Annotated in this window: 11 protein-coding genes; 3 read left to right on the top strand and 8 right to left on the bottom strand. The window is 41.6% G+C overall.

Annotated elements, in window-relative coordinates; genetic code table 11:
• Positions 1-9: 9 nt before the first annotated feature.
• The 3 genes from ESA94_RS12905 (at position 10) to ESA94_RS12895 (ending at position 3,481) form a co-directional block, all read left to right on the top strand.
• Positions 10-1,833 (top strand): ABC transporter ATP-binding protein, encoded by a 1,824-nt coding sequence (locus ESA94_RS12905; protein WP_129131316.1) that lies wholly within the window; start codon positions 10-12, stop codon positions 1,831-1,833.
• A 169-nt stretch (positions 1,834-2,002) separates the two neighbouring features.
• Positions 2,003-2,401 (top strand): RNA recognition motif domain-containing protein, encoded by a 399-nt coding sequence (locus ESA94_RS12900; protein WP_129131315.1) that lies wholly within the window; start codon positions 2,003-2,005, stop codon positions 2,399-2,401.
• Between the two features lie 120 nt (positions 2,402-2,521).
• The gene (locus ESA94_RS12895; protein WP_129131314.1) at positions 2,522-3,481 is read left to right on the top strand and encodes a bile acid:sodium symporter family protein; all 960 of its coding nucleotides are present in this window, start codon (positions 2,522-2,524) and stop codon (positions 3,479-3,481) included.
• 70 nt (positions 3,482-3,551) lie between these two features.
• Here the strand turns inward: ESA94_RS12895 and ESA94_RS12890 are convergent, their stop codons facing one another.
• From ESA94_RS12890 to ESA94_RS12855, 8 genes are all read right to left on the bottom strand, one after another.
• Positions 3,552-6,737: an efflux RND transporter permease subunit gene (locus ESA94_RS12890; protein WP_129131313.1), complete on the bottom strand. Its 3,186-nt coding sequence runs from the start codon at positions 6,735-6,737 to the stop codon at positions 3,552-3,554.
• A gap of 59 nt (positions 6,738-6,796) precedes the next feature.
• Positions 6,797-7,873, bottom strand: coding sequence for an efflux RND transporter periplasmic adaptor subunit (locus tag ESA94_RS12885; RefSeq protein ID WP_129131312.1), 1,077 nt, complete (start codon positions 7,871-7,873; stop codon positions 6,797-6,799).
• Between the two features lie 12 nt (positions 7,874-7,885).
• Complete coding sequence (locus ESA94_RS12880; protein ID WP_205755976.1) at positions 7,886-9,280, bottom strand: TolC family protein; 1,395 nt, start codon at positions 9,278-9,280, stop codon at positions 7,886-7,888.
• 1 nt (position 9,281) lies between these two features.
• A complete protein-coding gene (locus tag ESA94_RS12875) occupies positions 9,282-9,878 on the bottom strand; it encodes a TetR/AcrR family transcriptional regulator (RefSeq protein ID WP_129131311.1) in 597 nt (198 codons plus the stop codon).
• Entirely contained in the window at positions 9,878-10,477 is a 600-nt protein-coding gene (locus ESA94_RS12870; RefSeq protein ID WP_164972735.1) for a TetR/AcrR family transcriptional regulator, read from the bottom strand. The genes ESA94_RS12875 and ESA94_RS12870 overlap by 1 nt, the downstream gene beginning before the upstream one ends.
• A 70-nt stretch (positions 10,478-10,547) precedes the next feature.
• On the bottom strand, positions 10,548-11,150 hold the full coding sequence (locus tag ESA94_RS12865; protein WP_164972734.1) for a TetR/AcrR family transcriptional regulator: 603 nt from the start codon (positions 11,148-11,150) through the stop codon (positions 10,548-10,550).
• Between the two features lie 68 nt (positions 11,151-11,218).
• The gene (locus ESA94_RS12860; RefSeq protein ID WP_129131308.1) at positions 11,219-12,379 is read right to left on the bottom strand and encodes a glycoside hydrolase family 88 protein; all 1,161 of its coding nucleotides are present in this window, start codon (positions 12,377-12,379) and stop codon (positions 11,219-11,221) included.
• Positions 12,380-12,398: 19 nt separating this feature from the next.
• Positions 12,399-13,919 carry a PemB family protein gene (locus tag ESA94_RS12855; RefSeq protein WP_129131307.1) on the bottom strand — a complete coding sequence of 507 codons (1,521 nt, stop codon included), beginning with the start codon at positions 13,917-13,919 and terminating at the stop codon, positions 12,399-12,401.

The following is a 13,919-nucleotide window of genomic DNA, read 5'->3' as shown; positions in this document are numbered from 1 at the left end:
TTTAACAGCATGAAACAGTTTCAACGAATTTTCAAATACCTGCGTGGCTATAGCGGCAAGATTGTACTTTACTTTTTATGTATCCTGCTTTCCATTGTTTTTTCAATGGTTTCGCTGGCCATGCTTGCACCGTTTCTTAAATTATTATTCAACAAAGAAGACCTGGTACTCGTTGCACCGGAAACAGTTCGTTCCGCTTCCGATCTGCTCGATTATCTGATGTACCAGATCAGTACACTTATTGTAACAAAAGGCGAACTATCGGCGTTGGCATTTATCTGCCTCATCATTGTTTCGTCGATCCTGTTAAAAAACGTTTTTCTTTATCTCTCCTACCGCATACTTGCACCAATGCGTAACGGTGTGTTAACCCGTTTACGTGGCGATTTGTACGATAAGGTTTTGAAATTACCTGTTGGCTTTTTTACCGAGCAACGCAAGGGCGATCTTATTTCAAGAATGAGTAATGATGCGAACGAAGTGGAATGGAGCGTAATGATGGCATTGGAAGTGCTGATCAAAGAACCCTTGAATATTCTTTTGTATTTGGTGGGGATGATCGTCATTAGTCCGAAGCTTTCTTTATTTCTTTTGATCTTTTTACCGGTGATGGGTTTCATAATTGGAAGAGTAAGCCGTTCGTTAAAACGTCAATCAACAGAAGCAGGTGAAAAGAACGGCATGGTGCTTTCCATCCTCGATGAAACGCTTGGAGGTATTCGTGTTATTAAAGCTTTTACTGCCGAAAAATTATTAGGCGGCAGGTTTCATCAAATGAATGCCGATTTAAATCATATCCGAAATAAAATCAATTTCCGTAAGGATATGGCATCTCCTTTAAGTGAAGTATTGGGTGTGTTAGTATTGAGTGGAGTGTTATGGTTTGGCGGTCAATTGGTGTTGGGTAATAATGCCGGAGGACTTACATCGGATGGTTTCATTACCTATATCGTTTTCTTTACGCAGATCATCAATCCTGCAAAATCGCTTTCATCGGCTTACTATAATACCAAACGAGGCAGTGCTGCCATTGAGCGTATTGAAGAAATTATTAATGCGCCTGTTGTAGTAGAAGAAATTGCAAACCCTGTTTCAATTGCTTCATTTGAAAAAAGTATTGAATTTAAAAATGTATCCTTTGCTTATAACGATGTAACAGTGTTGCACAACATTAACCTTACATTGGAGAAAGGAAAGACTGTTGCATTGGTAGGATCAAGCGGTTCGGGCAAATCTACACTTGCCGATCTTGTTCCCCGCTTTCACGATGTAACAAGTGGTGAAATACTTTTAGATGGTGTAAACATCAAAAACTATTCAATTGAAAATTTACGGCAACTGATGGGCATCGTTACACAGGAGCCCATTCTCTTTAATGACACTATTGCAAACAATATTGCATTAAGCAAGCCCGATGCAGCTATTGCCGAAATTGAAACAGCGGCAAAAATTGCCAACGCACACAATTTTATTGTGCAAAAAGAGAATGGTTATAACGAAGGTATTGGCGACCGTGGCAGCAAACTCAGTGGTGGCGAACGCCAGCGTGTGACCATTGCAAGGGCTGTTTTAAAGAATCCGCCCATTCTGATACTGGATGAAGCCACTTCTTCGCTTGATACCGAGAGCGAAAGGTTAGTACAGGATGCCATTAATCACCTGATGCAGGACCGCACCAGTTTGGTGATTGCACACAGGCTATCAACTGTTCGCCATGCCGACGAAATCATTGTTTTACAGAAAGGTGTGATCGTTGAAAGGGGTACCCACGACCAATTAGTGGCCCTGGATGGCTTTTACCGGAAGCTGGTGGAGATGCAGGAAGTACGCTAAGATTTTGGCCGGGGGCTTTTTACTTTCATCTTAAATCCCCTATCTTTATAAGGTTAACATGAATTCAGTTCCTGCTTTCTGAAGCTCCAGGCGCTTTTCCTTCGATCAGTTTCCATCGGTTTTCAGTTGCTATCTGGTTCATAATTTGTTTTTTTTTAATTTTTTTATTGTGAACATTTACGTAGGAAACCTCGCCTGGTCTATGACGAACGAAGACCTCGCTGCTCTGTTCGAGCAATTTGGCTCAGTTAGCTCTGCCAAAATTTTAACCGACAAATTTTCTGGCCGTAGCAAAGGCTTTGCATTTGTTGAAATGGACAATGCAGAAGAAGCACAAGCTGCTATCAGTCAATTGAACGACACTGACGTTCAGGGTCGTAAAATTGTAGTAAACGAAGCACAGCCTAAGAAAGATGATGGCGGCTTCAAAAAACGCAGCTTTGGTGGCGGCGGCGGTGGTGGTTACCGTGGCGGCGGTGGCGGCGGCTACAAAGGTGGCGGCGGCGGCAACCGTGGCGGTGGCGGCGGCTACAAAGGTGGCGGCGGTGGTTATAGCAGAGACTATTAATCAAACAACAACTCGTCTACATAAAACCCTTCGGCAACGAAGGGTTTTTTATTTCGTACAACTGCAGATGTGTTGCACATACCTTTGTACCACATTCTGCTAAACAGAAATAATCCATTCATGAAATTAAAAACCGATCCGTTTGTTTTATACATCATCGCTGTTATTCTGTTCGCATATTTCTTTCCGCAATGGGGTTCAGACAAAAGTGTTGTTCCGTTAGATACAATCGGCTCTGTGGGTATTTCGCTTATCTTCTTTTTTTATGGTTTAAAACTCAGTCCGGAAAAACTGATAGCCGGTTTAAAAAACTGGAAGCTGCATGTACTTATTCAGCTTTCAACATTTCTTCTTTTTCCATTGGTTGTTTTGCTGTTTTATCCACTGGCAAAATCAATGCAACAGGAAACACTCTGGCTTGCCATGTTATTCCTTGCATCCCTGCCTTCTACCGTTTCTTCATCGGTAGTAATGGTTTCCATTGCAAGGGGAAATATTCCTGCAGCAATTTTTAATGCAAGCATATCGGGCATCATCGGCATTATCATTACGCCATTATGGATGGGTTTATTTTTGAACACTGCCGCAGCCGATTTTCATCTTGCAGTTATTTACAAAAAATTACTCCTTGAAATTCTGTTACCGGTAATTGCAGGTATTGTATTGCAACGCTTCTTTGGAAAATATGCGGTGCGGTACAACAAACAGCTTACGATCTTTGATAAGAGCGTAATACTGCTGATCATTTATAAAAGCTTTGCTGAATCGTTTGAAGAAAAGATCTTCAGCAGTATTCAATGGTTTGATCTGTTATTGCTTTCTGCCGTTGTAACAGGTTTGTTCTTCCTGCTTTATTTTCTTACAGGTACTATTGCCAAACGTTTACGGTTTACTATTGAAGACCGCATAACCGCTCAGTTTTGCGGAACAAAAAAATCGCTGGTACATGGTACGGTGTTTTCAAAAATACTATTTGGCAATACAGCCGCTATCGGTATCATATTACTTCCGCTGATGCTGTTTCATGCCTTCCAGATATTCTTCATAAGCTTTGTTGCAACAAAACTTGCCAAGCGATAAACAGGCAACCGCTGTACAAAAAAGAAGGGCTGTGAGAACACAGCCCTTTGTAACCAATATCAACTTTTAACTATACATGCGAAGGATTAAAACCTTCATCATACGACTCATGAAATTCTTTTGTTGGCTCGTAATCTTCCACCAACAATTCTTCAATAGGTTTTGCTTTTTTGCGTGTGAACTTTGTAATGAGTTTATCGAAGATGGCATACATCACCGGTACAATCACCAGTGTTAAGAACAGCGAACTGATCAAACCACCAATAATTACCCAAGCCAAACCATTCTTCCATTCAGCACCTGCACCACTTGCCAATGCAATCGGCAACATACCGATCACCATCGCAATCGTCGTCATCAGAATGGGACGTAAACGGGCATGGTTCGCATCAATCAACGCATCAAATGTACTTGCACCTTCTGCTTTACGTTGGTTGGTAAAGTCAACCAGGATAATGGCATTTTTCGCCACCAAACCAATCAACATGATGAGACCAAGAATGGTAAAGATGTTCAGCGAACTATTACTTAATGCCAACGCAAGGAATGCACCAATGATGGCTAACGGAATAGAGAACAACACCACAAACGGATAAATAAAGTTGTTGTATAACGCAACAAGAATGAGGTACACCAACACTACCGCTGCCAGCAATGCAATACCCATTGTACCAAAACCTTCGGCCTGGTTTTCCATATCACCACTCCATACATAACGCACACCTGTTGGAACCGGTAATTTTTCAAATTGCTTTTGCCACTCCTGTGCAACAGTACCCGTTGGTCGACCAACAGATTGTGCTTCTACTGTTACCGATGCACTTTTATCTCTACGTTCTAACTGGCTTGGGCCAGAACTTTCTTTTACGGTTGCAAATTGTGATAAACGTATCAGCTGTCCTTTACTGTTAGTAAACAAAAGATTACTTACATCTTCAATACTCCTGCGGTTGAAACTTCCGTAACGGATATTGATATCGTATTCATATTCACCCTGGCGGAACTTACCATTTGTGTTACCACTGAATGCTGTTTGCATGGTAGCACCAACAGTTGATAAATTCAAACCAAGAGCCGACATTTTATCACGATCAACCTGCACGTTAATTTCAGGATTACCTGTTTCAACCGAAAGTTTCATTTCTGTTGCACCGGGAATCTTTCTCAACTCAGCCATTGCTGCATTTGCAAATACCAATGCACTATCCAGATCGGGACCTGTTACCACCAATGCTAACGGTGCACGCTCAGCCGAACCAAGAATACTGATTGGAACTGTTTTTACTTTTGCACCTACAAGTAATGGCGCCAGCTCACGTTTTGTTTTTGCAGCAAACACCGTTGCATCATCTGCACGTTCTTTCTTAGGCACAAGCTGTACAGCGATCTCTGCTTTGTATGGCGTTGCCTGTGTACCACCCATACCATCACTGCTTTGACCAACAGTGGTAATTAAACGTGTAACACCTTCTTTGTTTTGCAGGAACGCTTCAGCTTTTTGTGCCAATGCATTGGTACGTTCAATGGATGCATCCTTTGGTAATTCGATCTGCACTAAAAATTCACCACGATCACTCTTTGCAAAAAATTCTGCACCAATAAATCCTGCACCTACTAACCAGAACGAACCGATGAGCAACGCAAATACTGCTACTAAGGTTGTTTTCTTATGATTCAAACTCCACTTTAAAATACCGGTAACCCAGTTGGTGAAATTGTACAATACTTTTTCAAACCCAATAATGATGCGGCCGAAGAATGTTTTACCTGTAACACGTTCCAGTTTACCAAAGCGTGAAGACAACCACGGTACAATGGTGAATGAAGAGAGAAGCGATAACAATGTAGCGATTGATACCGTTACACAAAACTCTTTTAAGATGTCAGCAGCCAAACCTGTACTGAGTGCAATTGGCAAGAACACCACCACAATTACCAACGTAATAGATGTTACGGTAAAACCAATTTCTTTTGTTGCTTCGTAAGCAGCACGCACACGGTTCTTACCCATTTCCATGTGGCGGTAAATATTTTCCAATACCACAATGGCATCATCCACCAATATACCTACCACCAACGACAAGGCGAGTAACGACATCAGGTTTAATGAATAACCCAACAGCGCCATACCAATGAACGTTGAGATAAGTGATGCAGGAATAGCGATCATTACGATCAACGAGTTCCGTATACTGTGCAGGAAGAACAACATTACCAATGCCACGAGTATAATGGCGAGAAACAAATCGAAGATCACCGCATTAGCAGATTCCAATGTGTAGATCGAACTATCACTCGCTACATTAATAGTTAATCCTGATGCCGCATAATCTTTCTGCAGTTTTATAATCGCTGCATTTACTTTTTCACTTACTGCTACTGCGTTTGCATCTGATTGTTTAATGATCTGCACCGCAATAGACGACTGGCGGTTTACACGTGCAACTTTTTCAATATCCTTTGTTGCATCCTGCACGTCGGCTACATCCGACAATCGCACCTGTGCTCCCGCAGTCGTTGTTGCAACTACAAGATTGCGTAACTCTTCAATGTTTTTATACTTACCCGATAAACGGATGAGGATATCACGTTCGGTTGTTTGTACACTACCTGTAGGGAAATCAAGATTGGAATTTAATACAGCCTGTTGAACCTGCAATAACGACAAACCATAACCTTCGAGTTTGTTCGCATCCATGTTCACCTGTATCTCACGTTCCTGTCCACCGATGAGGTTGACTTTCGCCACACCTGCCACACGGGAAATAACCGGAGCAATACGCTGATCCATCAGATCGAAGAACGCAGCTTCATCCAGCTTTGCTGAAGTTGATAAGGTCATCACCGGTAAATCATCCAAAGAAAATTTGTTGAGTGATGGCGGGTCAACATCATCCGGCAGATCTTTTAATACCGCATTTACTTTACGCTGTGCATCATTCAATGCATAGTCAACATCGGCACCACTGTTAAGTGTAATGGTTACAATGGAAAGACTTTCATACGAACGTGTTTCCAGTTTCTTGATGTTTTCCATGGAAGAAACCGCATCTTCAATTTTCTTTGATACAGTATTCTCCACTTCGCCGGGCGAAGCACCCGGATAAACAGTTACCACCGATACCACCGAAGGAGAAAACTTCGGCAGCATCTCGTAGTTGAGCGATTTATAACTCAGGATACCACCCAGTATCAGTACAATAAAAAGTACGATAACGAGCGTGGGTCGTTTGATCGATATCTCTGCTATTTTCATTTCAATTATTTTTAAACAACAGCTGCATAGCAGAAGTTGTTATTCCTGTTAGTCAACAATTATTTTATCAGTGCTACTTTACTTCCATCAACAAGGTTGATCTGTCCGCTGATGATCACAGTTTCACCTTCGTTCACACCTTCGAGTATCTGTACTTTATCGCCCATAATGCGGCCTGCAATTACTTTACGGATGCGTGCTACATTATCGCTGCCAACAACAAACACCTGGTTGCTGCTTACACTACCTGCAAATGCAGTACGTGGTACAACAAGCGATTTTGTCTGGTTGCCGAAACGGAATACAGCCGTACCATACATACCTGCACGGAGTTGGTTGCCTGGATTTGATGCCAGTTCGATCTCAACCGGGAAGTTGAGTGATGCATCAGCCTTTGCTGCAATGAACGTTACACGACCACGGTAATTTTTATCGGGGAACACACTTACTTTCACCTGCACCGTATCGCCGATCTTTAATTGTGCTACTTGTCCTTCGCTAACGGTTACGGCTAACTTCAGTTTCGAAACATCTACCAGTTCAAATAATTTCGAACCGGGAGTTACATACGCACCGGGTTCTACATAACGCTTGTTCACCACACCGTTAATGGTTGCATGTACGTTTGCATCACCCACACGGATCTTCGATTGTGCTACACGTGCTTTTGCATTTTCAACAGCCAGCCTTGCCTGGTCGAGTTGTTGTTGTGTAACACCACCTGTTTTAAATGCATTTTCAAAACGTTGCTGATCACGCACTGCATTATCCAGAACAGTTTGTGCGCTTTCCAGATCCACATTCAATACACCTGCATCAACAATCGCCAATGTTTGACCTACTTTCACATAAGTACCTTCATCAGCTAATAATTTTACAACACGACCTGAACTTTCAGCTGCAAAATCCATTTGTGCCCATGGTGCAAAATTTCCGTTTACTGCAAAATCAAGATCGAGTGCAAGGTTTTCTACTGTACCTGTTTTTACAGACACATCACCTGCAGCCTGCGCCACCACATCCGTCTTTGCTTTGTTCTTTGCTTTGTTATGTTTCAATACCCAGGCAATTGATGCAACTGCTGCTGCCAGGATAACAATGCCGGTAATAATTTTTACGAATGAATTCTTTTTCATTTGTATAGTTTGTTAGTTTAATAATGATTGTAAGTTGCCTTGTGCTTTGAGTAATTGTATTTCCGATACTTTGTAATCGAGCAAGGCTGCGGAATAATTATTCTGTGCTTCGGTTAAAGAGTTTTCTGCATTCAACAGATCGGTTAGTGTAGCCAACCCATTGTTGTAATTGTTCATGGTATTGAAATACACTTCTTCTGCCAGCTGCACATTTTCTTTTTGTGTATTGAGTGTAATGATGCTGTTGTTGATCTTTGTTTTTGCATTTTCAAACGAAAGATTCAAAGCCAGCTTGGTATAGTTGATATCTTCGTTGAGTTTGCGTATAGCAACATCGGCTTGTTTTACTTTCGATTTTGTGGCACCACCATTGAAGATGGGTACTTTTATATTGAGACTGATCGATGAAACATCGAACCAGTTAACACCCTGGCTTGGACCTTTGAACAAAGGGAATTTATTACCCAGCGCATTGTACGAATAGTTACCGCCAATGGAAACTGTTGGCAAGTTTGCTCCTTTGATCGATGTTTTTTGATAGTTGAGCAACTGTTCCTGTTTACGTAACACTTGCATTTCTGTACGACTATTTACATCAATTGAATCGGCTTTAGCAACGGCCTGTGGACGAATACTGTTCAAGTCGATATCCGGAACAATGATCGGCGTGTTGATGGGCATACCCATGTAAAACTTTAATTGGTTCTCCAGTAACGCAACACCGTTCAGCAATTGCTGACGACGGCTTTGCATATTAGAGATGTTGACAACAACTCTATCGAGATCGATCTTCTTTGCCAAGCCATTATCCAACAAACTCTGCAACACTTTCTTTGTAGTGAGCATATTTTTTAAGGTACTATCGATCACCGTTAGTTGCTGACGTTGCACCAACACCTGGTAATAAGTGGTGGCCACCTGTTCCATAATTTGTTCTTCGGTAAGCTGTGCATTAATGCGGTAGAACTCTGCAGTTGTTTTTGCAGCTTTCAATCCTACAAATACCGAGTTATCGAAAATGGTTTGGTTAACAGATACTGTTGCACCTGCATTCCATTTCTGTCCGAAGGCAACGAGAAATGTTTCTCCCGGTCTCCCTGCTAATTCACCCGGCACTGCACTTAACATAAGGATGGGATTATAGGTAGTAGATGCAGAGCCACTCACCTGTGGTAATGCTCTTGCTCTTACTTCATCAACCTGGTATTGACCGTTTTCAATATCCAGTTTTGCTTTGCGTGCATCCCTGTTGGCCTGCAATGCATATTGCAATGCCTCTTTCAGGGTAAGCGTTTTTGCTTCCTGCGCACCAGCCAGTACCGGAAGGAAAAAGAGAAGCAGAAACAGCTTGCTCTTCATGCCTTGCAGTACAGGCTTCTTGGTTTGTGATTGTTGCTTTGTTTTCATTCTATTGTTTTGAATATTTCCTGATAACTGTTTTTCCTTTTGTTGTTGTTATGGCATGCAAATAGAATTGTGATAGATCTTTCATCAATTGCACAGTATGCAGTTTGCGGGTGGAGAATTCGGTACTGTCGAATATGGTGTTGATCTGTTGCATGCGTATTTCAGCAGTAAGATCAACGGGCAATTCTTCCCGGTATAATTCTTCTTTCATTCCTCTTTCAATATTTGCAATGAAACATGGCAGCAGAAACTGGTTAAGATAACTGCTCACTTTATTCCACCCTGCTGCATCATACTTACGCAGATCGTAAAAAAACAAACGGCTCACTTCCGGTAATGCCGGAAATACTTCATCGGCCTGCATACTTATTTCTTCCACTGCATTTGCTGCCTTCGCTGCACAATGTTTAAATGCCTGTTCGTAGCTGCTCAGCAATTCATCAAGCAGCTCGTGTACAATGGCCTGCTTATCGGCAAAGTGCTGGTACAATGTTTTCTTTGAAATACCTGCACGCTTCGCCAGATCATCAAGCGAAATACTCTTAATGCCGTACTTAAAAAATAACTCACGTGCTTTTTGTTGAATGCGTGCTGTCATCACTTTGTTGTTATTCCGTTAATCATTAAAAGCACAGCATTCTTTTGCCGGTCAAACAACTGCTGCAGCTGATCTTCTGTTGGAATGGGGCAGGTAAACTGCATGCTGTAGGCAAAAGCTGCCATAGTATCCAGCATTAACTGCACTGTTGTATCTGTATCAATTTCACGAATGGTTCCTTGCGTTATTTCACTCTTCAACCTTTCTGCCAATGCTATTCGTTCTGCCTGTTCTGCCTGCTTTCTAGTTGCTTCGATTTCTGAACTGCTGCGTGTAAAGCCATCAGTCTTCATTTGTATAAACAGCATGTGATACCTGCCAAAAAAAGAATGACGCATATCCACAAGCCCCGTAAAAAGATGATTGAGTGATAGATTTTTCGCCATCAGTTTCTTTACCTCTACGATGTAATCACCTGCTATTTTTTCCAGTACGCTGGTTACAAGCGATGCTTTATCGTGGTAGTAATACATCAGTGCCTGTTTGGAAATGCTCAGGTCGTCGGCAATTTCGGTGAGTGTTGTTTTATGCACTCCGAAATGCGACAGGCGCCTGATGGCCGCCTCCAGAATCTGTTCCTGTTTTACCGCACCTTTCACGTTTAACTTTTTTACTTTTTGACCTACTGACTTTTTTGATTTAAAAGTCAAAGATAAGGCAAAAAAATTGTTACTTCGCTAAACCTTTCAAAAAAATGACAGAAAATTCTTTTTCCCGCTTGAGGAGTGCACGGAATTGTTTGCCATCCGGGAAGAAAGTGGAGCTTTGAGCAAAGTAGGCCATTCGAAAACTCTCCAGGAAATCGAAATACAGTTCGGCAGCTTTTGCTGCATTCTCCATCTGGAAGATGCCGTCCCTTTTCCCCTTTTCCATAATTTCTGCAATCCGGCCGAGATCCCGTTTTCGGATATCGTCGAAAATTGCCTTTAATTCGGGGGGAAGTCCGGGCTGACGCATGTTGCGCAGGTACTCAACAATATTATAATAGCGGATAATAAAATCGGTACGGCTATCGAGAAAAGAAAGAATTGCTTTTTGCGGATCGCTTTCGCCGACCAGCACCTGATCGAACGAAATGGCTGCTGCTGAAGTGATATGTTTGAGCACAGCTGCAAACAAACTCTTCTTATCGGGGAAATAATAATACAGCAATGCTTTGGAAATGGAAAGATCAGCTGCAATCTCATTCATGGTGGTTTTGTTCACCCCAAAATGTGCAAACCGTTTGATCGCCGCATCAATAATCATTTCCTGTTTCTGATCTACTGCCATGAATTGCCAAAGTAAACGAAAAAAACAATGGAAATGATTCGCTGGCATATACTGTTGAAAAGATTAAACTACTGTCTGTCTCTTCTCAACAACGCCTCTAAAAAATAATAATCGGCATAGATCAATGGCACATCCACTTCGCCATTTACAGGTTTGTGTCCTGTACTATGTAAGAGAATAAAACCTTTGGCCGATCCCATTGGCGCACGGTAATGTTGACTAAGACTTTGCATGATCTTATCGGCAAATGCTTTGTATTGCTTCTTGTTCTTTGAATAATCTTTCAACTCATACAAAGCCGATGCAATAATAGCTGCTGCCGATGCATCTCTTGGTTCACTGTTAAGATTGGGCACATTAAAATCCCACACAGGAATTTTATCGGCAGGTAACGAAGGATGATTCATTAAATACGCTGCAACATTTTCGGCCTGTTGCAAATAAGCAGGGTTCTTTGTTTCCCTGTAGCACATGGTATAACCATACAAAGCCCAGCCCTGTCCCCTCGCCCATGCCGATGCATCAGCATAACCCTGGTGTGTGCTTCCGCCAATTGCTTTGCCTGTAATGGTATCGTAATCCATTACATGAAATGTACTGTAGTCTTTTCTGAAATGGTTTTTGAGTGTAGTATTTGCATGTGCAACCGCTACTTTATAATAAGATGAATCGCCGCTGAGTTTTGTAGCAGCAAATAATAATTCAAGGTTCATCATATTATCAATGATCACGGGGTATTGCCATTTGCCGAAATCCCATGAACGGATACATCCAACTGTTGGATTAAATCTTGTGACCAATGTAGCTGCACTCTGCAACACTTGCTTTTTATAATCTTCATTTTGTGTGAGGCGATAACCATTACCATAACTGTTGTACACTTTAAACCCAACATCATGTGAGTTGCGGTTCTTTGGTTCACGCTCCATCAAAGCTGTAAACTCTTCTGCTCTTGTGATCCACTCCGGTTTATTCGTGTACTCATACATAAACCATAACATGCCGGGAAAAAAACCACTAGTCCAATCGTTTGACACTACGAGGTGAATTGAATCATGCTGCAATGTTCTTGGGAAAATGCGTCTGTCGTTGCGGTTTGCAATTGCTTCCCTGTACATGAGTGCAAGTTGCTTCTCTGCATCTTCAAATACTTTATTGGTGCTTTGTGCAATACTGAGTTCCGCAACAAATAAACTGATAACTGTTACGGCTATTAATTTATACTTCATAAATATTGTTGTGTGAATATTATTTTGTTGCTGCTTTCAATTGCGTCATATACAAAGACTGCGGTGTTAATCCATCTTTGTTTTGTCCTTCCCATTCAGCATCGGGTCTTCCTGTTAATCGTCCGCTGTATTTTGTTCCTTTCAACCCAATGACATAATTTTTTGCTGATGCCCATGGATTTTGAATGACCGCTTTACCAACTGTACAATTCCATACCACCATATTTGCACCGGCCCATCCATGCCCTGTTCCCCAATTACCACGATCCTGTATATTCAATTCACCATCGGTAATAATGTTATCAAATAACGTTCCTGTTGCCCAACGATGATGCGGACCGATATCGGCCTTTGTATTTTCGGCTTTACAATTGTAAAATACATTGGGGCCGCATACCATTGCACCGTTCACAAAATCATGCCGGCCTTCTGAAGCAAAACAATGCATGAAAAGATTTAATTGTCCATCGTTATTAAATGAGTAACGACGGCTGCCCGTGATCTTTGATTTTGGTTGAATGTAATTGCAATCACTCACGGTAATATTTCTTGCCTGGTAACCAAGGTTCACGCAGGAATAACCGAAATGTTTGGCTGTAACTTTTGTTACCCAACCACCTGCTACCCGATTGAAAAAAACAGCATCCCATCCATGATCCTCATCTTCATCACTTGTATATTCCGATTCACACAACAAATTTTCTATTCCAACATTTGAAATACGACCGGCAAAACTGTACAGATAAATTTCACCACCACCATACTTCTCCTCCATCGCCATTACAACAGGATTGTCAATATAGATCTTGTCGTTTTCAATTTTGGTGATCACACGTTCGTAATGCAATCCATATTCTGCAGTACTCCATTGCTTTGTAGTGCTGTCTCTCACTTCTATTTCATTCATCTTAATGTCTTCGATCCAGTTTTTTGTTGCAGGGCGATACAGAACAATGCTGTCACCAACTTTTAATCCATTTGCATTTCCAACTGTAAAAGATTTTGCTCCAACAGGCACATAAGCATCCGTGATCTTGCGCCTTGATCCTCCTGTTTCTTTTAGTTCACCTGCACCTGTAACAACAATCAGTTTTCGCTGTCCCTTTCCTGTTGCAATAAGTTTTGTTTCCTCACCTTCACCACGCAGTACAATGCCGCTGGTTTTAATACGGATCGTGCCCGGAATTTTATAAACTCCTTTCTTCAACAGGATGGCTCCTCGAAAACCATTGGCATCCATTTTCATTTTGGTTACTTCATCAATGGCTGACTGAATAGTTTGTTCATCATTATCAGCATTGGCATCAATTGTTTTCACAACAGGTACAACAGGCAACGGTTTCCTGTTTCGCTGATAGCCGACTCCACTAAAATCAGGAATGCTATTTCCGAGTTCATCTTTTGCATACACAATGCTTCCATCTTTTTTTACCTGCACATATTTTGAACTCCAGGTTTGCTGTGCAGTTGTAGGTGTAGTAATGAAAAGCAGAACCGCAATTACACTTGTATTTATTATGAACTGAAAATTGTTCAGCAT

Origin of the sequence: Lacibacter luteus, assembly GCF_004118265.1 — a bacterium.
Lineage (GTDB): Bacteria > Bacteroidota > Bacteroidia > Chitinophagales > Chitinophagaceae > Lacibacter > Lacibacter luteus.
This window is presented reverse-complemented; position numbering and strand designations above follow the sequence as displayed.